The organism is Tepidimonas sp. HKU78 (genome assembly GCF_049860815.1).
Classification (GTDB): Bacteria; Pseudomonadota; Gammaproteobacteria; order Burkholderiales; family Burkholderiaceae_C; genus Tepidimonas.
Genome location: NZ_CP187547.1, coordinates 665839 through 688007, shown reverse-complemented (window position 1 = coordinate 688007; position 22169 = coordinate 665839). Strand labels below are relative to the sequence as shown.

General features: G+C 70.1%; 25 protein-coding genes and 1 pseudogene. 19 read left to right on the top strand and 7 right to left on the bottom strand.

Features of this window, described 5'->3' with window-relative positions:
- Positions 1-44: 44 nt before the first annotated feature.
- Together ACPYIS_RS03410 and ACPYIS_RS03405 are read right to left on the bottom strand one after the other, a co-directional pair.
- A complete protein-coding gene (locus ACPYIS_RS03410) occupies positions 45-335 on the bottom strand; it encodes a BTH_I0359 family protein (RefSeq protein ID WP_299020136.1) in 291 nt (96 codons plus the stop codon).
- 102 nt (positions 336-437) lie between these two features.
- Entirely contained in the window at positions 438-1562 is a 1125-nt protein-coding gene (locus ACPYIS_RS03405; protein ID WP_424895082.1) for a DUF3108 domain-containing protein, read from the bottom strand.
- A gap of 46 nt (positions 1563-1608) precedes the next feature.
- On the opposite strand from ACPYIS_RS03405, the gene ACPYIS_RS03400 reads away from it, so the two are divergent.
- Positions 1609-2547, top strand: a complete 939-nt coding sequence (locus ACPYIS_RS03400; RefSeq protein ID WP_424895083.1) for a fumarylacetoacetate hydrolase family protein — start codon at positions 1609-1611, stop codon at positions 2545-2547.
- Here ACPYIS_RS03400 and ACPYIS_RS03395 read toward each other — a convergent pair.
- Positions 2508-2891, bottom strand: a complete 384-nt coding sequence (locus ACPYIS_RS03395) for a TraR/DksA family transcriptional regulator (RefSeq protein ID WP_424895084.1) — start codon at positions 2889-2891, stop codon at positions 2508-2510. The genes ACPYIS_RS03400 and ACPYIS_RS03395 overlap by 40 nt on opposite strands.
- Positions 2892-3096: 205 nt before the next feature.
- Here ACPYIS_RS03395 and ACPYIS_RS03390 point away from each other — a divergent pair, with 205 nt between their 5' ends.
- From ACPYIS_RS03390 to ftsH, 5 genes are all read left to right on the top strand, one after another.
- Positions 3097-3768, top strand: coding sequence for a PhaM family polyhydroxyalkanoate granule multifunctional regulatory protein (locus ACPYIS_RS03390; protein ID WP_424895085.1), 672 nt, complete (start codon positions 3097-3099; stop codon positions 3766-3768).
- Positions 3765-5096: an FIST signal transduction protein gene (locus ACPYIS_RS03385; protein ID WP_424895086.1), complete on the top strand. Its 1332-nt coding sequence runs from the start codon at positions 3765-3767 to the stop codon at positions 5094-5096. Before ACPYIS_RS03390 ends, ACPYIS_RS03385 begins: the two co-directional genes overlap by 4 nt.
- A 73-nt stretch (positions 5097-5169) precedes the next feature.
- A complete protein-coding gene (locus ACPYIS_RS03380; protein WP_299022519.1) occupies positions 5170-6138 on the top strand; it encodes a DnaJ C-terminal domain-containing protein in 969 nt (322 codons plus the stop codon).
- Between the two features lie 2 nt (positions 6139-6140).
- Entirely contained in the window at positions 6141-6452 is a 312-nt protein-coding gene (locus tag ACPYIS_RS03375; RefSeq protein WP_424895087.1) for a MerR family transcriptional regulator, read from the top strand.
- A 15-nt stretch (positions 6453-6467) separates the two neighbouring features.
- Positions 6468-8309: an ATP-dependent zinc metalloprotease FtsH gene (ftsH, locus tag ACPYIS_RS03370; protein WP_424895088.1), complete on the top strand. Its 1842-nt coding sequence runs from the start codon at positions 6468-6470 to the stop codon at positions 8307-8309.
- Between the two features lie 15 nt (positions 8310-8324).
- Here the strand turns inward: ftsH and tgt are convergent, their stop codons facing one another.
- Positions 8325-9509 (bottom strand): tRNA guanosine(34) transglycosylase Tgt, encoded by a 1185-nt coding sequence (tgt, locus tag ACPYIS_RS03365; protein ID WP_424895089.1) that lies wholly within the window; start codon positions 9507-9509, stop codon positions 8325-8327.
- Between the two features lie 72 nt (positions 9510-9581).
- On the opposite strand from tgt, the gene ACPYIS_RS03360 reads away from it, so the two are divergent.
- Both ACPYIS_RS03360 and ACPYIS_RS03355 read left to right on the top strand, forming a co-directional pair.
- Positions 9582-9812, top strand: a complete 231-nt coding sequence (locus ACPYIS_RS03360) for an AbrB/MazE/SpoVT family DNA-binding domain-containing protein (protein ID WP_143969338.1) — start codon at positions 9582-9584, stop codon at positions 9810-9812.
- The gene (locus ACPYIS_RS03355) at positions 9813-10202 is read left to right on the top strand and encodes a type II toxin-antitoxin system VapC family toxin (RefSeq protein ID WP_068608162.1); all 390 of its coding nucleotides are present in this window, start codon (positions 9813-9815) and stop codon (positions 10200-10202) included.
- A 7-nt stretch (positions 10203-10209) separates the two neighbouring features.
- On the opposite strand, the gene queA is transcribed toward ACPYIS_RS03355, so the two are convergent.
- Positions 10210-11307, bottom strand: a complete 1098-nt coding sequence (gene queA / locus ACPYIS_RS03350) for a tRNA preQ1(34) S-adenosylmethionine ribosyltransferase-isomerase QueA (RefSeq protein WP_424895090.1) — start codon at positions 11305-11307, stop codon at positions 10210-10212.
- Between the two features lie 149 nt (positions 11308-11456).
- Between queA and ACPYIS_RS03345 the strand changes: the two genes are divergently transcribed.
- The 3 genes from ACPYIS_RS03345 to ACPYIS_RS03335 all read left to right on the top strand — a co-directional run bounded on the left by ACPYIS_RS03345 (position 11457) and on the right by ACPYIS_RS03335 (position 14542).
- The gene (locus tag ACPYIS_RS03345) at positions 11457-12221 is read left to right on the top strand and encodes a ParA family protein (RefSeq protein ID WP_143969355.1); all 765 of its coding nucleotides are present in this window, start codon (positions 11457-11459) and stop codon (positions 12219-12221) included.
- 89 nt (positions 12222-12310) lie between these two features.
- Positions 12311-13396 (top strand): calcium/sodium antiporter, encoded by a 1086-nt coding sequence (locus ACPYIS_RS03340; protein ID WP_424860156.1) that lies wholly within the window; start codon positions 12311-12313, stop codon positions 13394-13396.
- Positions 13397-13498: 102 nt separating this feature from the next.
- Positions 13499-14542: a diguanylate cyclase gene (locus ACPYIS_RS03335; RefSeq protein ID WP_424860088.1), complete on the top strand. Its 1044-nt coding sequence runs from the start codon at positions 13499-13501 to the stop codon at positions 14540-14542.
- Between the two features lie 58 nt (positions 14543-14600).
- On the opposite strand, the pseudogene ACPYIS_RS03330 reads toward ACPYIS_RS03335, so the two are convergent.
- A pseudogene (locus ACPYIS_RS03330) lies at positions 14601-14792 on the bottom strand (hypothetical protein); the annotation flags it as partial.
- Between the two features lie 116 nt (positions 14793-14908).
- On the opposite strand from ACPYIS_RS03330, the gene recG reads away from it, so the two are divergent.
- The 3 genes from recG (at position 14909) to ubiA (ending at position 19029) form a co-directional block, all read left to right on the top strand.
- Positions 14909-17104, top strand: coding sequence for an ATP-dependent DNA helicase RecG (gene recG, locus ACPYIS_RS03325; protein WP_425973866.1), 2196 nt, complete (start codon positions 14909-14911; stop codon positions 17102-17104).
- A gap of 75 nt (positions 17105-17179) precedes the next feature.
- Positions 17180-18148 carry a hydrogen peroxide-inducible genes activator gene (locus ACPYIS_RS03320; RefSeq protein WP_424895092.1) on the top strand — a complete coding sequence of 323 codons (969 nt, stop codon included), beginning with the start codon at positions 17180-17182 and terminating at the stop codon, positions 18146-18148.
- On the top strand, positions 18148-19029 hold the full coding sequence (ubiA, locus tag ACPYIS_RS03315; protein ID WP_424860092.1) for a 4-hydroxybenzoate octaprenyltransferase: 882 nt from the start codon (positions 18148-18150) through the stop codon (positions 19027-19029). The genes ACPYIS_RS03320 and ubiA overlap by 1 nt, the downstream gene beginning before the upstream one ends.
- Before the next feature lie 16 nt (positions 19030-19045).
- Here the strand turns inward: ubiA and proC are convergent, their stop codons facing one another.
- Positions 19046-19906, bottom strand: coding sequence for a pyrroline-5-carboxylate reductase (gene proC, locus ACPYIS_RS03310; RefSeq protein ID WP_299022542.1), 861 nt, complete (start codon positions 19904-19906; stop codon positions 19046-19048).
- A 282-nt stretch (positions 19907-20188) separates the two neighbouring features.
- Here proC and rplN point away from each other — a divergent pair, with 282 nt between their 5' ends.
- The 5 genes from rplN to rpsH are packed head-to-tail and all read left to right on the top strand — an operon-like array spanning position 20189 to position 22159.
- Entirely contained in the window at positions 20189-20557 is a 369-nt protein-coding gene (rplN, locus tag ACPYIS_RS03305; RefSeq protein WP_043700216.1) for a 50S ribosomal protein L14, read from the top strand.
- Between the two features lie 9 nt (positions 20558-20566).
- Positions 20567-20887 (top strand): 50S ribosomal protein L24, encoded by a 321-nt coding sequence (gene rplX / locus ACPYIS_RS03300; protein WP_299022561.1) that lies wholly within the window; start codon positions 20567-20569, stop codon positions 20885-20887.
- 2 nt (positions 20888-20889) lie between these two features.
- On the top strand, positions 20890-21429 hold the full coding sequence (gene rplE / locus ACPYIS_RS03295) for a 50S ribosomal protein L5 (protein WP_299022563.1): 540 nt from the start codon (positions 20890-20892) through the stop codon (positions 21427-21429).
- Positions 21430-21437: 8 nt separating this feature from the next.
- Positions 21438-21743: a 30S ribosomal protein S14 gene (gene rpsN, locus ACPYIS_RS03290; protein ID WP_299022565.1), complete on the top strand. Its 306-nt coding sequence runs from the start codon at positions 21438-21440 to the stop codon at positions 21741-21743.
- Positions 21744-21763: 20 nt separating this feature from the next.
- Positions 21764-22159 carry a 30S ribosomal protein S8 gene (gene rpsH / locus ACPYIS_RS03285; protein WP_299022568.1) on the top strand — a complete coding sequence of 132 codons (396 nt, stop codon included), beginning with the start codon at positions 21764-21766 and terminating at the stop codon, positions 22157-22159.
- Positions 22160-22169: the final 10 nt, after the last annotated feature.

Genomic DNA, 22169 nt, shown 5'->3' with positions numbered 1-22169 from the left:
AGCGGCTGCCTGCGGATGGCAGCAGGGGCATCCCGCCCCTGTTTTTAGTGCACCACGACCGGCGTTTGCGCCAGCGACGCGTAGCGCTCCAGCGTGTCCTCGACTTCTTCCTGGGTGGGCGTGTTTTGTTGCCAGGCCTCGATCTGCTGCTGAAACAGCTCGGCCCAGGAGCCATCCAGGTACACCTCCTTGCCGGAGCGCTTGTCCACGATCTCGAACCCGTGGCGCGGCAGCACCGGCCGCGGGGTGTCGCTGTCGGCCGCGCTCGCCACCTCCTGGGCGTTGGCCAGGATGTGGACCACCGCGAAACTGTCGGAGTTGTAGAGCATGTGCATGGCCACACTATCCTCGAATGACGGAATCCCTGCAAGCAGCGGGTCCACTGGGGTGGGTGGTGTCCGCTGACGTACCGGATATCGGGTCGCGGCCGGCGTTTTTCAAGGGGATGCCGTGTGGCGCCATGCACGCAACTGTTGATCGACCCGGTCGCCATTGGCCTGCTGCAGCACGATGCGCACTGGCAGGCCGGGCAGCGCTGGGCTGAACCACAGCTCGACGCCCAAGCCCCGCTCGGCGGTGCCCGTGGCGCTGCGACGCAGCCGCAGGGTGTCGAACTCGCCCGCAGGCAGCGCGAGGCGCTCGTGCTCGACGACTTCGAACGTCCATGTCTCGACCTGGTTCGAGCCCACGACGGGAAGGGACCAGCGCTCGCCGGGCTGGGCACCGTCCACCCAGGGCCCGAGTTGGATGAATACCGATAGCCGATCCTGGGTACCGGCGGGCAGCCCGTCGAGCCGTGCGCCGTCATCCGACAAGGCGCTCGCCATGGCACCGCTGGCCGCCCACTCGAACGTCAGTCCGCGCGTGCGGCGGGCGCGGTCCTCGAAGCGCCGCGGCTGCAGGCCTTGGTGCGAGAGGGTGCCCACGCTGGATTGCGTGCGCGTGCCGACCAGAAACGCCCGTAACGTGAGTTCGGCGCGGTAGCGCTCACCGTCCCACTGCCAGTCCAGCGTGGCTTGCGCGCGGTAGTTCAAGCCGCGCGCTTCGCCGAGCACGTCGTAGTGCAGTTGGGCAGAGGGGGGCGGTTGCCACGCCGCGACCGTGTTGCCGGGGCTTGCTGGGCGTAGAGGTGCGGCCTCCGCCACGGGCAGTGATTCGGGCGGCTGCGGTTGTGCACCAGCGGCATCGGTGACGCCGGCTGGCTCGGCGGGGGACGGGGCCGCCTCGCCTAGCGCCGGGCTGGCGTCCGCTGTGCGCGACGGCAAGCCATCGTCGCGGGGCTGTGGGGGCGTTTGGGCAGCGGCCGGTGGGGTGCGTGGACGGGCGTCGGGGGGCCTCGGTGCAGGGGGCTTTGACTGGGGCTTTGACTCCAACGGGGCGGGGCGAGCCGACGGCGCCAGCAGCGCGGCGGCCACCACGGCCGCGCGTGCGCCATCGGGGCCGCGGCCCGCGGGGGACGCGGGCGGCCACAGCAGCGCCAGCGCCGCCGCATGCAACGCGACGACACCGGCCACGGCAGCGGCGATGCGCAGACGCGGCGCGAGCAAGACGCCGACCTTCATGGACGCGATACTAGCGCCTGCATCGCACATTCGGGAGAAGCCACCCATGAAGCTCGCCACCTATCGCGACGGCAGCCGCGACGGACAGTTGGTCGTCGTCTCGCGCGACGGCGCGCTGGCGCACTACGCCACCGGCATCGCCGATACGCTGCAGCAGGCGCTCGACGACTGGAATTTCATCGCGCCGCAGTTGCACGATCTGGCGGTCACGCTCGATCACGGCAAAGCGCGGCACGCGTTCGCGTTCGACCCGCGCCAGTGTGCGGCTCCCTTGCCGCGCGCCGTGGGCTGGTGGGTGCCCGAGCCCGACGGCGACGAGCCGCTGCCGTGGCGCAGCGATGCCCTCTGGGGGCCGGTGCAGCCGCTGCCGGCGGTAGCAGGGGTGGCCGACGTCGCCCCGACGCTGGCGGCCATTTGCGGCGATGTGGGGGCAGGGGTCGAGGCGTCGGCGGCGCTAGAGGGGGTGCGGCTGCTGGCGCTGGCCTGCCTGTGGCGCCACGGCTACGATGCCCCCGAGCGGCCCTGGGGCGTCAGCGTCGCGCCGTGCGTGGTCACGCCCGACGAGCTGGGGTCGGCGTGGCGCGACGGGCGGCTGGCGCTGAGCGTGACCACGGTCTGTCAAGGGCGCAAGCTCGGCATCGCGGACGGCGCCGACCAGCCCAACTCATTTGGGTCGTTGTTGGCCAACGCAGCGCGCTGGCGGGGGCTGGCAGCGGGGGTCGTGGTCGCGGGTGGGGTACTGCCCACCCCGTGTATCGAGGGCGATCCGCCCACGTGGCCGCGTGGTTACGCCTCGCTGGCGATGCGCCGGGCTGCCGAGGCGCGCGCCCTGGGCCACATCAGCACGCCCTGGTTGACGGCGGGCGACCGTGTCCAGATCGAAGCCCGCCTGCCCGACGGGCGTGAGCCCTTCGGCGCGATCGACGTGACGTGGCCCACTGCCAATCAGAGCGACGGCGCCTCCATCGGGTGGGCGCGCTCGTAGCGACTTTGGCAATCGATGCAGCGCAAGGCGGTGGGGTTGGCATGCAGTCGCGCCGTCGGGATGTCCACCCCACAGTCCACGCACTGGCCATACGTCCCCTGCCGGATGCGCTCCAGCGCGTCGTCGATGGCGCGCAGCTCGGCGGTTTCGCGTTCGTCCAGCGCTTGGGCCAGATCGCGCTCGCCGTCGACCTGCGACCAGTCCCCGCTTTGGATGTCGTGGGGATCCGGGGCCGCCTCGGCGCGGCCGATCTTGCCGCCACGCTGGGCCCGAATCTGGGCGATCAGCTCGGTGCGCATCTGCTGCAGTTGCTGGGCGAAGGTGTCCGAGATGGGTTGGCTCATGGGATCCTGGTGTCTGATGTGTGGCCCCGCGGGCCGATGCTGGAATTGTGGCCACATTCCGCGCGCCGCACCAGTGGGGTTGGTGCAGGGTTTGATGCCGATCAAGCCGCTGCGGTGCTCGGGTGGGGTATCGCGGATGGGCGCCCTGTGGCATGCTACGGTAGTCTTCACGCCAGTTGGCGCCCGCCGCGCCTGGGAGCCCGTCATGACCTCGCCCGATTTCAGCGCCTTGCACGCCGCGTTCGCTCCCTATGCCCGCTACGTTCCCGGGTTTGCCTTTTTGCAAGGCTTGGCCGGGCGTGACGCCGCGCCCGAGGCCCCGCCCGTGGCCCAATGGGTCGCGCCCGTGTTCGACCCCGACGAGCTCGAGCGCCGTATTCGCGATTTGAAGGCCGTGCACTTTTGGCTCGAGCAAAACGCCCGCGCGCTGCAGGCCACGATCCAGGCGCTGGAAGTGCAGCGCATGACCCTGGCGACGCTCAAGGGCATGAATGTCAGTCTGGCCGAAATGGCGCAGGCCCTGGCGGGCGGCGCTGCAGTGGCGTCGGCCGCCAGGGCCTCCGGCGCCGCGCAGACCCCCGACGCACCCTGCGGCGAGCCTTCCACCGCCGCGGCAGGGGCGCCCGAGCCCGCCGCGCCCGGCGTCGATCCCGTGCGCTGGTGGCGCGCGTTGACCGAGCAGTTTCAGGGCATCGCCGCGCAGGCCATGCAGGACATGGCCCAGCAGGCTGCCCCCGACCCGAGTCCGCCCGAGCCGCCGCCAGCCCCACCACCTGCGGCGCGCCCCAAGCGTGCCCGCCCCCCGGCCAGCGCCTCGGCGCCAGCGGCCTTGCGCCCGGCTTCTGCACGGGCTTCTTCACGGAGGTCCCGCTCGTGAAGCGATTCGTCTGTGCGCACGCCACCCACCCCCAGTGGCCGGTGGCGGCGGCGCTGGTGGTCACGCAGCTGCGGGCCCAGTTGGCGGCGCGGGCGTCGGCGGCACCCGCGGCCGGAGGTGGCGCTACCCACGGCGGCGACGCGGGTCACACCACCACGCCGCTGGCGTTGGTGTACCTGACCGACCACTACGCGGGCGCGGCCGCCGAGATCCTGGCGTATCTGGGCGCCGAGCTGCCCCAGGTGACCGATTGGGTGGGGGCGGTCGGCGTGGGCATTGGCGCCACGGGGGTCGAATACTGGGACGAGCCGGCGCTGGTGGTGATGCTGTGCGACCTGGCACCGGGCCGCTACCGGGTGTTCAGCGGTGTCGCCCCCCTGGGCGCGACGCAGGGGCCGGAGGGCTTCATTCCGCAAACCGCGCTGGTGCACGCCGACCCCACGGCGCCCGACTTGGCCGAGCTGCTGCAGGAGCTGGCCGAGCGTACGCTGGGCCACTACCTGTTTGGTGGCTTGGTCGCCAGCCGGGCGGGTTCGGTGCAGATGGCGTGTGCGAGCCAGGGCGGCCTGGCCGGGCACGGGCGCGAGGCTGCGGTCGGCTTGTTTCGTGGCGGCTTCAGCGGCGTGGCCTTCGGCCCGGACGTGGGGATCGTCTCGCGCGTCACACAAGGCGTGCGCGCGGTCGGCCCCGCACACCGGGTGAGCGCCGCCCACGCCAATCGGGTCGAGTCGCTCGACGGCCAGCCAGCGCTGGATGTGGTGTTGCAAGACCTGGGTTTGTCACTGGACGATCTGACGGCCGTCATCGGCCGCCTGCGCCAGACGCTGGTGGGCCTGCAGGCGCCGGTCGCACGCCCCGCGTCGGCCGCCGCGCCGCTGACCGGTCGCGTGCCGCTGCGCCTGGGCGACGACGTGCTGGTGCGCCACCTGGTCGGCATCGATCCGCTGCGACGCGCGGTCGTGGTTGCCGACGAAGTGCCCACCGGCGCTCTGTTGACCCTGTGCGAGCGCCACGTGCAGGCGGCGCGGGCCGACTTGGTGCGCATCTGCGCCGAAATCCGCGACGAACTCAGCCCCGAGGGGGACGACACGACCGACCCCACCCAGCGCATCGCCGGGGCCATCTACGTCAGTTGCAACGGGCGCGGCGGTGCCCACTTCGGTGGCCCCAGCGCGGAGTTGCAGATCGTGCGTCAAGCCTTGGGAGATGTGCCGCTGGCGGGCTTTTTCGCCGCTGGCGAGATCGCCCATCACCGTTTGTATGGCTATACCGGCGTGTTGACCGTGTTCGTGGCCGATGCGGCGGATCCCTCGGGCGCGGCTGGTTGAGGGTGGTGGTTGAAATCGCGGCCACCGCCCCTCATTTGCAACCGATCGAATCAACCAGGAAAGGGGTACGCGCGTGGATTTCAAGGATTACTACGCGGTGCTGGGGGTGGCGCGCGACGCCAGCGCCGACGACATCAAGAAAGCCTATCGCAAGCTGGCGCGCAAATACCATCCGGACGTAAGCACCGAGCCCGACGCGGCGCAACGCATGAGCGAGGTCAACGAGGCATACGCGGTGCTGTCCGACCCGGAAAAGCGCGCGGCCTACGACCGGCTGGCGCAAGGCCACCGGGCGGGACAGTCGTTCACGCCGCCGCCGGACTGGGACGCGGGCTTCGAGTTTCATGGCGCGCCCGAGGGCATGGACGCCGAGGCGTTCAGCGATTTTTTCAGCGAGCTCTTTGGCCGCATGGGGGCCGCCCGCGCGGGCGCCAACCGCCGGCGTGCCCATGCCGCCCCCGGGCGGGGCGAAGACCACCACGCCAAAGTGGTGCTGGATCTGGAAGAGGCATGGCGTGGGGGCACGCGGATGCTGACGCTGCAAGTGCCCGAGCTGGATGCCCAGGGCCGCGTGGCGCTGCGCAACCGCACGCTGGAAGTCAAGATTCCGGCCGGCGTGCGACCGGGACAGCTGATCCGCTTGGCCGGGCAGGGCGGGCCGGGGCAGCCGGCGGGCGACCTGTACCTGGAGGTGGTGGTACGCCCGCACCCGCGCTACCGGCTCGACGGCAAGACCCTTATCGCGGATCTGCCGCTGGCGCCGTGGGAGGCAGCCTTGGGCGCGGTCGTGCCCGTGACCCTGCCCGACGGCAGCACGCTGAAAGTGCGCGTGCCTGCCAATAGTCAGGCCGGACAGACCCTGACCGTGCGCGGCAAGGGACTGCCCGCGCGCGAGCCGGGCGACCTGGAGCTGCAGTTGCGGGTGATCCTGCCCAGCGCCTATGACCCCCGGGCCCGGGCCCTGTACGAAAAGATGGCGGCCGAGCTGAGCGATTTCGACGCCCGCAAGGTGGCTGCCGCCGAAGCCGAGAGGAGCCACTGACCATGGAGCTGAACGTGTTGCGCATCGACATCGCCCAGGACGCCCCGGGCCTGGACGCCGAGGCGCTGTGTCGCGCCGCCGGGGTATCGCTGGCCTGGTGGCACGCCGCGGTACAGGCCGGGTGGATCGGCGCGGCCGCGTCGGCGGAGGCGGCAGGGACCTACGACGCCGCCACGCTGCGCCGGGTGCGCCGCCTGGCGTGGTTGCAGCGCCACTTCGACGCCGACCCCGAGTTGGCCGCGCTGGTGGTGGATTTGGAAGAAGAAATCGCGCGCCTGCGCGCCCAGTTGCGGCGCCTGGGCCAGGCGGTGTGAGGCGGGAGGACACCGATGAATCCCGATCCGAAGACCTCCTGGAACGTCGGCTACTGGGTGCTGGCGTTCGTGTTGCTGTTGTGGTTCCAAAACGTGTGGCATACCGCGCGCACGGTCGAGCCCGTGCCCTACAGCGCGTTCGAGCAGGCGCTGGCCGAGGGCCGGGTGGCCGAGGTCATCGTCGGCGAGACCACCATCACCGGTCGCCTCAAGACCCCCGACGCCAGCGGCAAGACCGTCATCGTCGCCAACCGCGTCGAGCCCCAGTTGGCCGAACGCCTGAGCCGCTACGACGTGCCCTACACGCGCGTGGTGGAGAGCACTTGGCTGCGCGACCTGCTGTCGTGGGTGGTGCCGGCACTGGTGTTTTTTGCGCTGTGGTTTTTCGTCGTGCGCCGGGTGTTGGAGCGCCAAGGCATGGGCGGCTTTATGAGCATCGGCAAAAGCCGCGCCAAGGTCTATGTCGAAAAAGACACCGGCGTGACCTTCGACGACGTGGCCGGGGTCGACGAGGCCAAGGCCGAGCTGCAGGAGATCGTGGCCTTTTTGAAAGACCCGCAGGGCTATGGTCGGCTGGGCGCGCGCGCGCCCAAGGGCGTGCTGTTGGTGGGGCCGCCGGGGACCGGCAAGACCCTGCTGGCCAAGGCGGTGGCGGGCGAAGCGGGCGTGCCGTTTTTTAGCATCAGCGGCAGCGAATTCGTCGAGATGTTCGTGGGGGTGGGTGCGGCGCGCGTGCGCGACCTGTTCGAGCAGGCGCGCGCCAAGGCGCCGGCCATCATCTTTATCGACGAGCTCGATGCGCTGGGGCGCGCGCGGTCGGCGGGCGGCCCCATCGGTGGGCACGACGAGCGCGAGCAGACCCTCAACCAGCTGCTGGTGGAGCTCGACGGCTTCGACAGCACCTCGGGCCTGGTGCTGCTGGCGGCCACCAACCGGCCGGAGATTCTGGATCCAGCACTGCTGCGCGCGGGCCGCTTCGACCGCCAAGTGCTGGTGGACCGGCCCGATAAGGCCGGGCGCGTGCAAATCTTGCGCGTGCACGCGCGCAAGATTCGCTTGGCAAGCGACGTCGATCTGGAGCAGATCGCGGCGCTGACGCCCGGGTTTTCCGGGGCTGATTTGGCCAACCTGTGCAACGAAGCGGCGCTGGCCGCTACGCGCCGCGGTGCCGAGGCCGTGGCGCTGGCCGACTTTACCGCCGCCATCGAGCGCATCGTCGCCGGGCTGGAGAAGAAAAATCGTCTGCTCAACCCACGCGAGCGCGAAATCGTGGCGTATCACGAGATGGGGCACGCCCTGGTGGCGCTGGCACTGCCCGGAACCGACCCGGTGCATAAGGTTTCCATCATCCCCCGCGGCATCGGCGCGTTGGGCTACACCATCCAGCGCCCCACCGAAGACCGCTATTTGATGACGCGCGAGGAGCTGGAGCGCAAGATCATGGTGCTGCTGGGCGGCCGGGCGGCGGAAAAGCTGGTCTTCGGTCACTTGTCCACCGGGGCGGCAGATGACATCGCCAAGGTGACCGACATCGCGCGCGACATGGTGATGCGCTACGGTATGGACGAGTCCCTGGGCTACATCGCCTATGAGGCGCAGCGGCCGCAGTTTTTGGACGTGCCGGGCCTGGCCAGCGGGGGCTGTCCGCGCAGCCCCGAGACGCAAGCCCGCATTGACGAAGCGGTGCGCCGCATTGTCATGGACGCGTTCGAGCGTGCCTGCGCGATTTTGCAGCAACACCGCGCGCTGCTGGAGCGCTGCGCGCGCGAGCTGCTGCAGCGTGAAACCCTGGACGAAGCGCAGCTGCGTGCGCTCACGGCCGAGCTGCGCCCGGCGGCGCAGGCGCCAGCCGCTTGACGGGCACGGTGCTCCTCACACCCCGCGCGCGCGGTCGTGGGCAAAGCGGGCGCGAAAGTCGGCAAACGTGCCCACCTCCAGCGCCGCGCGCACCTCGCGCATCAGCTGCAGGTAGTAGTGCAGGTTGTGAATGGTGGTGAGCATCGGCCCCAGCATCTCGCCGCAGCGGTCCAGGTGGTGCAGGTAGGCGCGCGAAAACCCCTCGCGCCCGCCGTCGTTCCACGACACGCCGCTCGTGCCCGCACACGCGTAGCAGGTGCAACTGGGGTCGATCGGCAGCGGGTCGGCCTTGTGGCGCGCGTTGCGAATTTTCAGGTCGCCGTGGCGGGTAAAGAGCGTGCCGTTGCGCGCGTTGCGTGTGGGCATGACGCAGTCGAACATGTCCACGCCACAGGCCACGCCCTCGACCAAGTCCTCGGGCGTGCCCACGCCCATCAGGTAGCGCGGTTTGTGCGCGGGCAGGCGGTGCGGCGTGTGCGCCATGATGCGGCGCATCTCCTCCTTGGGTTCGCCCACGCTCACCCCACCGATGGCGTAACCGGGCAAGTCCATCTCGACCAGTGCCTCGAGCGACTCCTGGCGCAGGTGTTCGTACATACCGCCTTGCACGATGCCAAACAGGGCGTTGCGGTTGCCTAGGCGTTCGAATTCGGCCTTGGAGCGCCGCGCCCAGCGCAGGCTCATCTCCATGCTCTGGCGCGCCTCGGCCTCGGTGGTGACGTGGCCGCTGGCCTTGTCGCCCTGCCAGTAGGGCGTGCACTCGTCGAGCTGCATCACGATGTCGCTGTCGAGCACGGTCTGGATTTGCATGCTCACCTCCGGCGACAGGAACAGCCGGTCGCCGTTGACGGGCGAGGCGAAGTGCACGCCCTCTTCGGTGATCTTGCGCATCGCGCCCAGCGACCAAACTTGAAAGCCCCCTGAATCGGTCAGGATGGGGCGGTGCCACTGCTCGAAGCGGTGCAGGCCGCCGAAGGTGCGGATCACGTCCAGCCCCGGACGCATCCACAGGTGAAACGTGTTGCCCAGAATGATTTGGGCGCCCATCTCGTGCAGGCTGCGCGGCATGACGCCCTTGACAGTGCCGTAGGTGCCCACGGGCATGAAGATCGGCGTCTCCACCACGCCGTGCGTCAGCGTCAGGCGGCCGCGGCGGGCATGGCTGGTCGGGTCGGTGGCCAGCAGTTCGAAGGTCAGCATGGCCGGCATTGTACGGCTGCGTCTGCTTTACCATAGAATTTGCTTGACTTTTGGGTAAGTAAAGGAATCGCCGTGGAAACCGTCGAAGCCGTCGTGTCCAGCAAGGGGCAAGTCACGCTGCCCGCCGCGATGCGCGCCAAGCTCGGCATCCGGCCCGGCTCCTACATCCAGTTCGAGCTGCGCGGCCAGGAGCTCGTCATCCGGCCCGAGACGCCGATGAGCGCCTACTACGGCATGCTCAAGGGCTACGACCTCGGCGACGACCTCGAACCGCCGAAGGAGCCGGACCGGGAGTTCGACTGAATGAACGTTGTCGACTCCTCCGGCTGGATCGAATTCTTTCGCGCCGGCCCCAACGGGCCGGTGTTCAAGCCGGTCATCGAAGACCGCCGTCATCTGCTGGTGCCCTGCATCGCGCTGTACGAGGTGCACCGGGTGCTGGCCCGCAGCCTGCCGGAGGAGGTGGTGACGCGCTGCCTGGACGTGATGCGGCTGGGCCGCGTGCTGGACCTGACCGACGCGCGCGCGGTGGCCGCCGCGGGCGTGGCGCAGCGGCACCGGCTGGCGATGGCCGACGCCATCATGCTGGCCATGGCGCAGGAGTTCGGCGCGACGCTGTGGACGCAGGACGCCGACTACGCCGGCCTGCCCGGCGTGCGCTACGTGCCGAAGCCGGGCGCGGCAGCGCCCTGAAGCCGCCTCAGTCCGCCGCCGCGGCGGCCGAGCCCGCGCGCGCCAGCAGCATCGCGTCGCCGTAGCTGAAGAAGCGGTAGCGCCGCCCGATCGCGTGGCGGTACAGCGCCATGACGTGCTCGTAGCCGGCGAACGCCGACACCAGCATCATCAGCGTGCTGCGCGGCAGGTGGAAGTTGGTGATCAGCAGGTCGACCACGCGGAAGTCGAAGCCCGGCGTGATGAAGATGTCGGTGTCGCCCTCGGTGGCGCCGCTGCGCGCCCAGCTCTCCAGCGTGCGCACGGTGGTGGTGCCCACCGCCAGCACGCGCCCGCCGGCGCGGCGCGTGCGCTCCAGCGCCGCCAGCGTCTGCGGCGGAATGCGGTACCACTCGCTGTGCATGCGGTGGGCGCGGATGTCCTCGCCCTTGACCGGCTGGAAGGTGCCGGCCCCCACGTGCAGCGTGACGCTGGCGCGCTGCACGCCGCGCGCGGCCAGCGCCGCCAGCACCGCCTCGTCGAAGTGCAGCGCCGCGGTCGGCGCGGCCACCGCGCCGGGGTTTTTGGCGAAGACGGTCTGGTAGCGCTGCTCGTCCTCGGCGGTGTCGGGGTGCTCGATGTACGGCGGCAGCGGCACGTGCCCGTGGCGCTCCATCACCGCGTAGGGGTCGTCGGAGAAGCGCAGGCGGAACAGCGGCCCGTCGGCGTCGGGCCAGCGGCCCAGCAGCGTGGCGGTGAAGGCTGGCTGCCCGTCGGCCTGCGGCGCCATGCGCAGCACGGTGCCGGGGGCGGGCTTCTTGCTGACCTTCATGTGCGCCACCACCTCGCCGTCGGCCAGCACCCGCTCCACCAGCAGCTCCAGCCGCCCGCCGGTGGGCTTTTCGCCGTACAGGCGCGCCTTGATCACCTGCGTGTCGTTGAAGACCAGCAGGTCGCCCGGCGCCAGCAGCGCCGGCAGCTCGCGGAAGATGCGGTCCGCCGGCGGCCAGCCGCGCCCATCCAGCAGGCGCGAGGCGCTGCGCTCCGGCGCCGGGTGCTGGGCGATCAGCTCGGGCGGGAGGTCGAAGTCGAAGTCGCTGGTGGTCCAGGCGCGCGCCGGTGCGGCGGCGGGGGGAAGGGTCGTCATGTCGCTCGAGGGCCGGACGGGCCCGTGCCAAGTCCAAGGGACGCGGATTGTCCCACGGCGCGCGGCCGTGTCAGGCCCGTGTCTTGCTTGCCCCATAACATGCGGGGGTAGGCCGGCGCGGGGCCGGTCGGTGGTGCGGGGGTATGGTCATGCCGTTGGTCGTCTTCAATCAAAAGGGTGGGGTGGGCAAGTCCACCATTGCTTGCAACCTGGCCGCGATCGGGGCCGCGCGCGGTCGGCGCACGCTGGTCGTGGATTTGGATGCGCAGGGCAATGCCTCGCGTTATCTGCTGGGCGATGCCGTGGCGCAGCCCGGCCCGACGGTGGCGGACTTTTTCGAGCAGACGCTGTCGTACAGCCTGCGCAGCGAGCCGCCGCAGGCCTTCGTGCGCCGCACCCCGTTCGACGGGCTGGACGTGCTGGTGGCCAGCCCCGTGCTGGAGGAGTTGCAGGCCAAGCTGGAAGCGCGCCACAAGATCTACAAGCTGCGCGAGGCGCTGGCCGCCTTGCGGGCGGACTACGATGCCATCGTGATCGACACGCCGCCGGCGCTCAACTTTTACACGCGCAGCGCACTCATGGGCGCCAGCGGCTGCCTGATCCCCTTCGATTGCGATGCGTTTTCGCGCCAGGCGCTCTACACGCTGCTCGACCATGTGGCCGAAATCCGCGCCGACCACAACCCGGCGCTGGCGGTGCGCGGCATCGTGGTCAACCAGTTTCAGGCGCGCGCCGCGCTGCCGCAGCGGCTCGTGCAGGCGTTGCGCGACGAGGGGCTGCCGGTGCTGGAGCCGTATCTGCCTGCGTCGGTCAAGGTGCGCGAGTCCCACGAGGCCGCCCGACCCCTCATCCACCTGGACCCGCGGCACCGCCTGACGCAGGCCTTCGTGGCGCTGTACGAGCGCCTGGGCTGAGCGACGTGGCCGGGGCCGTCGCCGCCGGCCGCCGCGCCTGTGATCGACTACAGTCACGCCGTGTCACCGAATGGGGTTGAAACATGTGGATGCAAGTGGTGTGGTTCGTGGCGGGGTTGGCGGCGTTGGTGGCGGGGGCCAGCGCGCTCGTGCGCGGGGCGTCCAAGCTGGCGTTGTCGCTGGGGATCTCGCCGCTCGTGGTCGGTCTGACCATCGTGGCCTTCGGCACCAGCGCGCCCGAGATGGCGGTGTCCACCGGCGCGGTGCTCAATGGCCAGACCGACATCGCGGTCGGCAACGTCGTCGGCAGCAACATCTTCAACGTGCTGTTCATTCTGGGCGCCAGCGCGCTGATCACGCCGCTGGTGGTACACGTGCAGCTCATCCGGCAGGAGGTGCCGATCATGATCGGCGCCTCGCTGCTGCTGCTGGCGTTCGGGCTGGACGGACGCATCACATGGCTGGAGGGCGCCGCGCTGACGGGGCTGCTGATCGTCTACACGGCCTTCCTGGTCGTGCAGTCGCGGCGCGAGTCGGCCGCCGACACGGCGGAGTTCGACGCGGAGCTGCAGCCCGCCGCCCCCGATGCGTGGGACGGCAAGTGGCCGGTGCAGCTGGTGCTGATCGCGCTCGGTCTGGCGCTGCTGGTGTTCGGGTCCGACTGGCTGGTGGGCGCGTCGGTGGCGTTTGCCAAGGCGCTGGGGGTGAGCGACCTCGTCATCGGCCTCACCATCGTGGCTGCGGGCACGTCGATGCCGGAGGTGGCCACCTCCATCACCGCCGCGCTCAAGGGCGAGCGTGACATCGCGGTGGGCAACGTGGTGGGCAGCAACACCTTCAACATCCTTGGGTGCCTGGGCGTCAGCGGCCTGGCCTCCGGTGGACTGGGGCTCACGCTGGCCCCCTCGCTGCTCGCGTTCGACATCTGGGTCATGCTGGCGGTGGCGCTGGCCTGCCTGCCGGTGTTTCTGACCGGACGGGAGATCGCCCGCTGGGAGGGGGCGGTCTTCCTCGGCTACTACGCCGCCTACACGGCGTACCTGATCCTGGCCGCCCAGGCGCACGATGCGCTGCCCGCTTACTCCTCCGTCATGCTCGGCTTCGTCGTGCCGTTGACCATCGTGGCGCTGGTGACGAGCGTGCTGCGCGCGCCGGGCACGCCCCCGGAGCGCTGACGGCCGGCTGCGCGCCCCCGGGGCGCCTGCGGCACAATGTCGGCAGCCGTTCACGGACGACGTTCGAAGCGTCCGGACCGCCATCGAGGAGACTCGCCGGCCATGTCTGCCGTTCCGCCCCTGTTTCGCGACGTGCCCCACCGCGCCGCGTGGCGCGAAGCCCTGCTCAACGACTACGCCCTTGCCGTCCTCACGCTCGGGGGACTGGTGGCTGTGCTGTGGCTCGCGCCATTCGCAGTCTACCGGGCGCTGACCGCCAATTGGTTGGCGGCGGTCTCGGACGCCGTCCTGGCCCTGGCCATCGGCGGCGCCGCCTGGCACGCCTGGCGCACGCGCGACACGCGCTGGCCCGGCTGGGTGATGGCCGTCGCGATCGTCGGCGGCATCTGGGCCATCGGGGTCGCCGCCCAGTTCGCGGCGCTGTTCTGGGCCTATCCCGGCGTGCTCATGAACTTCTTTCTCGTGCCTGCGCCGGCGGCCGCCGTCCTGGGCGCGGCCGCGGTGCTCGGTGCCGCGGCGCTGTCGTGGCAGGAGCTCGGGGGCACCGAGGGGCTGCCGTTCTTCGTCATCACCAACGTCCTCACCGGCGTGTTCGGCTACCTGGTGTCGCAGCAGGCGCACCAGCGCATCGAGCGCTGGCAGGCCCTGAGCCTGCTCGATCCACTGACCGGCGTTGGCAACCGCCGCCTGATGGAGGTGGAGTTTGCGCAGGCGTTCCGGTGCGGGGCCTCCGTGGGCGCGCTGGCCGTCCTGGATATCGATCACTTCAAGGCCATCAACGATGGCCACGGCCACGACGCCGGGGACGCCGTGCTGCGCGATCTGGCGACGGTGGTGCAGTCGGCGCAGCGCAAGACGGACCGCCTCTATCGCTTTGGCGGCGAGGAGTTCGTCGTCTGGCTGGGGCAGGGCGATGCCGCGGCCGCCGCGGCGGTGTTGGAGCGTATCCGCCAGGTGGTGCGCGAGCGGGTGCGTATCGCCGACCGGGCCGTCACGTTCTCGGCGGGCGTGGCCGTGCACACGGCGCCGGAGTCCTGGCAGGCCTGTCTGGCCCGGGCCGATACGGCCCTGTATCGCGCCAAGCGCGAGGGGCGCGACCGCGTGGTGTGGACGTCGCCGGGCGAGGGCGCGTCCAGCCGCACCTGAGGCGCTCGGGCCGACCCCGTCCGACTCAGGCCGGCGGCACGCGGTCGCTGCGCCGCCGCGCGGGCGGGTGCGCCGCCAGATGCGCGGCCAGATCCGTCACGCCCTCGGCGCGCCAGCGCTCGAACAGCGCGCGCAGCGCCGAAAAATCCTCCAGCCACAGCGACACCGGCGCCAGCTCGAAGATCGCTTCGAAATCGGCATCGGCCTGCAGATACGGGGGCGGAACCGGGTTGAGGCGGCGCTGGGTCATGGCAGTGCAGGGGGGCGGCTCGCAAGGATTGGGGATGGTGCAAGTCATCGTAGGGCAAGCGCCCGGCGCTGTCGATGCGGCGGGCGGGCGACTGTCGCTTTCTCCCATCGTCGGCGATGGCGCTGCTAGGATCGGTCCATGGCCCGCGCCACGTCCGCCACCCGTTCCCGCCCCCGCAGGCCCCGGCCGCGCCCGACGCCGCGCCGGCCGGCGCGGGGCGCGAGCGGCTCAGCGGCCCGCAGCGCGCGCTGCGGCGGCTGGGCTTGGTGCGGCCCATCGATCTGGCGCTGCATGTGCCCTTGCGCTACGAGGACTGGACGCGCGTGCGCCCGCTGGCCGACGCGCGCGACGGGGACGAGGCGCTGATTGAGGGCGAGGTGTTGGCCTGCGAGGTGCTGCTGCGCCCGCGCCGCCAGCTCGTCGCCACCCTGGCCGTGGTCGGCGGGGGGCGCTGCACGCTGCGGTTTTTCACCTTCTACCCCAGTCACCAGCGGGCACTGGCCGTCGGTGCCCGCGTGCGGGCGCATGGCGAGCTGCGCGGGGGCTGGGCGGGCTGGACGCTGGTGCATCCCCGCCTGCTGTCGCCGGATGCCCCCTTGCCCGCCGGCCTGACTCCGGTCTACCCGACCACGGCCGGCCTGCCGCAGCCCTATCTGCGGACCGCGGTCGCGCGCGCGCTGCAGCAGGCCGATCTGTCCGAGACCGTTCCCCCCGAAGCCCTGGCCGACCTGCCGGGGGTCGGCGGCGAGCCGTGGACGCTGCAGGCGGCGCTGGCGTTTTTGCATCACCCCGACCCCCGCGCGCCGCGCACGGCGCTGGACGATCGCACCCACCCCGCCTGGCAGCGCTTGAAGGCCGAGGAGCTGCTGGCCCAGCAGTTGGCCCAGGTGCGCGCGCGCCGCGAGCGCGACGCCCTGCGCGCCCCCGTGCTGCGCGCGGCGGACGACGGCCTGCCGTGGCGCCTGCAGTCTGCGCTGCCCTTTGCCCTGACCGGGGCACAGCAGCGGGTGGTGGCCGAGATCGCCGCCGACCTGGCCCGCCCCACGCCGATGCACCGCTTGTTGCAGGGCGACGTCGGCAGCGGCAAGACCGTGGTGGCCGCGCTGGCCGCCGCCATCGCCATCGACGCCGGCTGGCAGTGCGCCCTGATGGCGCCCACCGAAATCTTGGCCGAGCAGCACTTCGGCAAGATGGTGCAGTGGCTGGAGCCGCTGCTGGCGCCGCTAGGGCGCAGCGTGGCGTGGCTGACCGGCAGCCAGCCGCGGGCGCAGCGGCAGGCGATGCTCGAGCGCATCGCCGCGGGCGAGGCGGCGCTGGTCGTGGGCACGCACGCCGTCATCCAGGCGCAGGTCACCTTCGCTCGGCTGGGGCTGGCCGTCATCGACGAGCAGCACCGCTTCGGTGTCGCGCAGCGGCTGGCGCTGCGGCAAAAGTCGGCAGGCGCCAGTGGCGTCGAGCCGCATCTGTTGATGATGAGCGCCACCCCGATCCCGCGCACGCTGGCCATGAGCGTGTACGCCGATCTGGATGTCTCGACCATCGACGAGCTGCCTCCGGGTCGCAGCCCGATCGTGACCAAGGTGCTGGCCGAGCGCCGACGCCCCGAAGTGATCGAGCGCATCCGTGCCCAGGTGGCGCAGGGGCGCCAGGTCTATTGGGTGTGCCCGCTGATCGAGGACAGCGAGGCGCTCGACCTGCGCGCGGCCACCGCGACCCACGCCGAGCTGACGAGCGCGCTGGCGGGCGTGCGCGGGCCGCACGGTGAGCCGGTACGCGTGGGCCTGCTGCACGCGCGCTTGCCCGTGGCGGAGAAAAAGGCCATCATGGCAGCGTTCGCCGCGGGCGAGCTGGCGGTACTGGTCAGCACCACCGTCATCGAGGTGGGGGTGGACGTGCCGAATGCGTCGTTGATGGTGATCGAGCACGCCGAGCGCTTCGGGCTGAGCCAGTTGCACCAGTTGCGCGGGCGGGTCGGACGCGGATCGGTCGCCTCCGTCTGCCTGCTGCTCTACAGCGCGGGCGAGGGGGGGCGCGTGAGCGAGGCCGCGCGCGAGCGCCTGCGCGCGATGGCCGAGACGCAAGACGGCTTCGAGATCGCGCGCCGCGACCTGGCCATCCGTGGGCCGGGCGAGTTTTTGGGTGCGCGCCAGTCCGGGGCGCCGCTGCTGCGCTTTGCCGACTTGCAGACCGACGAGCCGCTCATCGAGTGGGCGCGCCGCTGGGCGCCACGGCTGTGGGCTAGCGACCCGGCGCGGGCGCAGCGCCACCTGCAGCGTTGGTTGGGCGGCAAGATAGACTATCTGAAGGCATGAGCCGATAATTCGGCTTTGCCCTTCGGTTCTCGCCGAGAGTCGCTGACGGGGGCAGTCTGCTGGAGTGTGTGGCGCATGACCCTGACCGAACTCAAATACGTCGTCGCGGTGGCGCGAGAACGCCACTTCGGCCGGGCGGCCGAGGCTTGCTTCGTCTCGCAGCCGACGCTGTCGGTGGCCATCAAAAAGTTGGAAGAAGAGCTGGAAGTCAAAATCTTCGAGCGCAGCGCGAGCGAGGTCACGGTCACGCCGTTGGGCGAGGAAATCGTGCGCCAGGCGCAGGTGGTGCTGGAGCAGGCCGCCGCCATCAGGGAAATCGCCAAGCGCGGCAAAGACCCGCTGGCGGGGCCGCTGCGGCTGGGCCTGATCTACACCATCGCCCCGTACCTACTGCCCGATTTGGTGCGCCAAGTCATCGAGCGCGCGCGCCAGATGCCCCTCATCCTGCAGGAAAACTTCACCGCCCGGCTGCTGGAGCAGCTGCGTCTGGGCGAGCTGGACGCGGCCATCCTGGCCGAGCCGTTTCCGGAAGCCAACTTGGCGGTGGCGCCGTTGTACGACGAGCCGTTCGTCGCCGTCGTGCCGCGGGACCATCCGCTGGCGGCGCGCGCGTCCATCACGGCCGAGGAGCTCAAGCGCGAGACCATGTTGCTGCTGGGCAACGGGCATTGTTTTCGCGATCACGTGCTGCAGGTCTGCCCGGAGTTTGCGCGCTTTTCCGACCAGGCCGAGGGCATCCAGAAGAGCTTCGAGGGCTCGTCGCTGGAGACGATCAAGCACATGGTGGCCGCCGGCATGGGGGTCACGCTGGTGCCCCAGTTGTCGGTACCCAAGGGCGCGCTCGACCCCGCCACGCGCGAGACGCTGGCCGCCAGCGCTCCCGGCGACGCGGGCTACGTGCGCTACATCCCGTTTGCCGGCGAGCCGCCGACGCGGCGCGTCGTGCTGGCGTGGCGGCGCAGCTTTACGCGCTACGAAGCCATCGCCGCCTTGCGCAACGCCGTCTATGCCTGTGAGTTGCCCGGATGCAAGCGTCTGACCTGATGTCCCCGCCCCCACCGCCGGCCTGGCGCGCACGCCTGGCCTTGTACCTGGACTTGATCCGCTGGGACCGCCCGGCTGGCTGGCTGTTGCTGCTGTGGCCGACGCTGTCGGCGCTGTGGCTGGCGGCGGGCGGTTGGCCGGGCTGGCACCTGCTGGTGGTGTTCGTGGCGGGCACCATCCTGATGCGCAGCGCCGGCTGCTGCGTCAACGACGTGGCCGACCGCGAGTTCGACCGGCACGTCAAGCGCACCGCGCAACGCCCGGTCACCAGCGGGCGCATCAGCGCGCGCGAAGCGCTGGCGGTCGGTGCGGCATTGGCGCTGGTGGCCTTTGCCCTCGTGCTGACCACGAATCCGGTGGCGGTGGCCTGGTCGTTCGCGGCGCTGGCGGTGGCCGTCGTCTATCCCTACACCAAACGCTTTTTCTCCATGCCGCAGGCGGTGCTGGGGGTCGCCTTCAGCTTTGGCATTCCGATGGCGTTTGCCGCCGTGCGCGGCGAGGTGCCGCCACTGGCCTGGGGCCTGTTGCTGGCCAACGCCTTTTGGGTGCTGGCATATGACACCGAGTATGCGATGGTCGACCGCGACGACGACCTGCGCATCGGCATCCAGACGTCGGCCATCACCCTGGGGCGTTGGGACGTGGCGGCGGTGCTCGCGTTTTACGCCCTGCACCTGGTGTTGTGGGGAGCGTTGGTCTGGCCGCTGGCAGGCGGCCCGTGGTTGGCGCTGGCGCTGGCCGTCGCGGCGGCGCAGGTGGTGTGGCACGCCTGGCTGATTCGCGACCGCAGCCGCGAGGGGTGCTTCCGGGCCTTTCGCCTCAACCACTGGCTGGGCGCCACGCTGTTTGCGGGGGTGGTGTTGCCGTTGGCGCTGCGCTGATCGCCGCGCGGCTCGCTCAAGCGCCGTAGGCGTCGCCCAGCTCCTGTGCGCGCCGCCACGCCGCCTGCATCGCGGCGCCAAAAGCGCGCTTGACACCCGCTTCCTCCAATACCGCCAGGGCCGCGGCCGTCGTGCCGCCTTTGGAGGTGACGCGCTCGCGCAGCACCTCGGGTGGTTCGCCCGCTTGCCGCGCCAGTTGCGCGGCGCCGATGAAGGTACCGATGGCCAACTCCAGCGCCACGGCGGGGGGGAGCCCCATCGCGGCGCCCGACTCCCGCATGGCCTCCAGAAAATAAAACACATACGCGGGGCCGGAGCCCGACAGCGCCGTCACCGCGTCCAGCGCCGCTTCTTCATCCACCCAGACCCAGCGGCCCGTGCCCGCGAGCAGCGCTTCGGCCAGTGCGCGGTCTTCGGTCGTCACGCCCGGCAGCGCGTACACGCCTGTCATGCCCAGCCCCACCAGTGCCGCCGTGTTGGGCATGGTGCGCACGATGCGCTCGCTGTCCAGCCACGCTTGCATGCTGGTGCAACGGATGCCCGCCGCCACGCTCACGTGCAGCGCTCCATCCAGAAACGGGGCTGCCGCACGGGCGGCTTCGCGAAACGTCTGCGGCTTGATCGCCCAAACCACGAGCCGGCTGCCACCCAGCCGCGCATCGGCCGCCGCCAGGGTGGGCACGCCAAATCGCTCTTGCAGCCGAGCGCGCGCGTCCTCTCCTGGATCCACGACGGTGATGTCGGTCGCGTGGCAGCCGGCCTGTAGCAGCGCGCCCACGATCGCACTGGCCATGTTACCGCCGCCAATGAAGGCGATGCGCTGGCCGATCAGGGGGGAGGAGGAGGGGGTTGTGACGTCGAGGGCAGGTGCGTTCATGCCACCATTGTGGGGCAAAGTGTGGTGGCGGGGGTGGGGTGATGGCGGCCTCGCCGGGGGTGTTGACACGCGACGGAAAGCCTGCAACAATACACAGCTTCGCCCAGTTGGGTGAAGACCATCTGCCCACCGAAGCAGGGCGGCGGGGTTGCCAAGCAAGCCAGGTGCACCATTGTGCGCCGCTGTTGAGCCTCTGGTGTCAATCCCTCCCCTCGCAACGACGGGCCCAAGACTGATCGCTTCGGCCGCGGTGGCCGAAGGATTCAAGTTGGGACTTTCATCATGATCCAAACGCAAACTCGACTCGATGTTGCTGACAACACGGGTGCCAAATCCGTGATGTGCATCAAGGTGCTCGGCGGCTCCAAGCGCCGCTACGCCAGCGTGGGCGACATCATCAAGGTCAGCATCAAGGAAGCCGCGCCGCGTGGCCGCGTCAAGAAGGGCGAGGTCTACAACGCGGTCGTGGTGCGCACGGCCAAGGGTATCCGCCGGCCCGATGGCGCGCTCATCAAGTTCGACGGCAACGCCGCCGTTCTGCTCAACAACAAGCTGGAGCCGATCGGCACCCGCATCTTCGGCCCGGTCACGCGCGAGCTGCGTACCGAGCGCTTCATGAAGATCGTGTCCCTGGCGCCCGAAGTTCTCTGAGGAACCGTCATGAACAAGATCCGTACAGGCGACGAAGTCATCGTCATTGCGGGGCGCGACAAAGGCAAGCGTGGCCGCGTGCTGCGCCGTGCCGACGAGGAGCGCGTGGTCGTCGAGGGTGTCAACGTAGTCAAGAAGCACGTGCGCCCCAACCCGCTCAAGGGCGTGTCGGGTGGCATCGTCGAGAAGACCATGCCGATCCACCAGTCCAACGTCGCGATCTTCAACCCGGCCACCGGCAAGGCCGACCGCGTGGGTGTGAAGGTGCTGGCCGACGGCAAGAAGGTGCGCGTCTACAAGTCCAGCGGCGAAGAAATCAAGGTGGCATGACCATGGCACGTTTCCAACAACTCTATCGCGACAAGATCGCGCCGGCGCTCAAGGCGCAGTTTGGCTACCAGTCCGTCATGGAGGTGCCGCGCATCACCAAGATCACGCTCAACATGGGTGTGGGCGAGGCCGTGGCCGACAAGAAAGTGCTGGAAAACGCCGTCGCCGACCTGACCAAGATCGCGGGCCAAAAGCCTGTCGTCACCCGGGCGCGCAAAGCCATCGCGGGCTTCAAGATCCGCGAGGGTCAGCCCATCGGTTGCATGGTCACGCTGCGCGGTGCGCGCATGTACGAGTTTCTCGATCGCTTCGTTACCATCGCGCTGCCGCGCGTGCGTGACTTCCGCGGCATCTCGGGCCGGGCGTTCGATGGCCGTGGCAACTACAACATCGGCGTCAAAGAGCAGATCATCTTCCCCGAGATCGAGTACGACAAGGTCGATGCGGTGCGTGGGCTGAACATCAGCATCACGACGACGGCCAAGACCGACGAAGAGTGCAAGGCGCTGCTCGCCGGTTTCCGTTTCCCGTTCAAGAACTGAGGTGGCCCGTGGCTAAGCAAGCTTTGCTCCAGCGTGAACTCAAGCGCGACCGGCTGGTCGCCAAGTTCGCCAACAAATACAATGAGTTGAAGGCTATCGCCAAGGACGCCAAGCGTTCGGACGAGGAGCGTGACGCGGCCCGTGCCGCGCTGCAGAAGCTGCCCCGCAACGCGAACCCGACCCGCCAGCGCAACCGCTGCGAAATCACCGGTCGCCCGCGTGGCACGTTCAAGCAATTCGGTCTGGCCCGCACCAAGATTCGCGAGCTGGCCTTCGCCGGTGAGATCCCCGGTGTGACCAAGGCCAGCTGGTAAGGCGCGAAGGAGAACCCCAAATGAGCATGAGTGATCCGATCGCCGACATGCTGACCCGCATCCGCAACGCGCAGATGGTGGACAAGGCCGTCGTGACGATGCCGGCTTCGAAACTGAAGACCGCTATCGCGCAAGTGTTGAAGGACGAGGGTTACATCGACGGCTTCCAGGTCAAGGAAGAGGGCGGCAAGAAAGAACTCGAGATTGCCCTCAAGTATTACGCGGGCCGTCCCGTCATCGAGCGCATCGAGCGCGTCAGCCGCCCCGGGCTGCGCGTGTATCGCGGTGCCAAGTCGATCCCCCAGGTCATGAACGGGTTGGGTGTGGCCATCGTCACCACACCCAAGGGCGTCATGACCGATCGCAAGGCGCGCGCGGCCGGTGTCGGCGGCGAAGTCTTGTGCGTCGTCGCCTGATGCGAGGCAG

Coding starts and splice junctions, on each gene's coding strand:
- ACPYIS_RS03410 (WP_299020136.1), bottom strand. CDS start 335: ATGCACATGCTCTACAACTCCGACAGTTTCGCGGTGGTCCACATCCTG.
- ACPYIS_RS03405 (WP_424895082.1), bottom strand. CDS start 1,562: ATGAAGGTCGGCGTCTTGCTCGCGCCGCGTCTGCGCATCGCCGCTGCC.
- ACPYIS_RS03400 (WP_424895083.1), top strand. CDS start 1,609: ATGAAGCTCGCCACCTATCGCGACGGCAGCCGCGACGGACAGTTGGTC.
- ACPYIS_RS03395 (WP_424895084.1), bottom strand. CDS start 2,891: ATGAGCCAACCCATCTCGGACACCTTCGCCCAGCAACTGCAGCAGATG.
- ACPYIS_RS03390 (WP_424895085.1), top strand. CDS start 3,097: ATGACCTCGCCCGATTTCAGCGCCTTGCACGCCGCGTTCGCTCCCTAT.
- ACPYIS_RS03375 (WP_424895087.1), top strand. CDS start 6,141: ATGGAGCTGAACGTGTTGCGCATCGACATCGCCCAGGACGCCCCGGGC.
- ftsH (WP_424895088.1), top strand. CDS start 6,468: ATGAATCCCGATCCGAAGACCTCCTGGAACGTCGGCTACTGGGTGCTG.
- tgt (WP_424895089.1), bottom strand. CDS start 9,509: ATGCTGACCTTCGAACTGCTGGCCACCGACCCGACCAGCCATGCCCGC.
- ACPYIS_RS03355 (WP_068608162.1), top strand. CDS start 9,813: ATGAACGTTGTCGACTCCTCCGGCTGGATCGAATTCTTTCGCGCCGGC.
- queA (WP_424895090.1), bottom strand. CDS start 11,307: ATGACGACCCTTCCCCCCGCCGCCGCACCGGCGCGCGCCTGGACCACC.
- ACPYIS_RS03345 (WP_143969355.1), top strand. CDS start 11,457: ATGCCGTTGGTCGTCTTCAATCAAAAGGGTGGGGTGGGCAAGTCCACC.
- ACPYIS_RS03340 (WP_424860156.1), top strand. CDS start 12,311: ATGCAAGTGGTGTGGTTCGTGGCGGGGTTGGCGGCGTTGGTGGCGGGG.
- ACPYIS_RS03335 (WP_424860088.1), top strand. CDS start 13,499: ATGTCTGCCGTTCCGCCCCTGTTTCGCGACGTGCCCCACCGCGCCGCG.
- recG (WP_425973866.1), top strand. CDS start 14,909: ATGGCGCTGCTAGGATCGGTCCATGGCCCGCGCCACGTCCGCCACCCG.
- ACPYIS_RS03320 (WP_424895092.1), top strand. CDS start 17,180: ATGACCCTGACCGAACTCAAATACGTCGTCGCGGTGGCGCGAGAACGC.
- ubiA (WP_424860092.1), top strand. CDS start 18,148: ATGTCCCCGCCCCCACCGCCGGCCTGGCGCGCACGCCTGGCCTTGTAC.
- proC (WP_299022542.1), bottom strand. CDS start 19,906: ATGAACGCACCTGCCCTCGACGTCACAACCCCCTCCTCCTCCCCCCTG.
- rplN (WP_043700216.1), top strand. CDS start 20,189: ATGATCCAAACGCAAACTCGACTCGATGTTGCTGACAACACGGGTGCC.
- rplX (WP_299022561.1), top strand. CDS start 20,567: ATGAACAAGATCCGTACAGGCGACGAAGTCATCGTCATTGCGGGGCGC.
- rplE (WP_299022563.1), top strand. CDS start 20,890: ATGGCACGTTTCCAACAACTCTATCGCGACAAGATCGCGCCGGCGCTC.
- rpsH (WP_299022568.1), top strand. CDS start 21,764: ATGAGCATGAGTGATCCGATCGCCGACATGCTGACCCGCATCCGCAAC.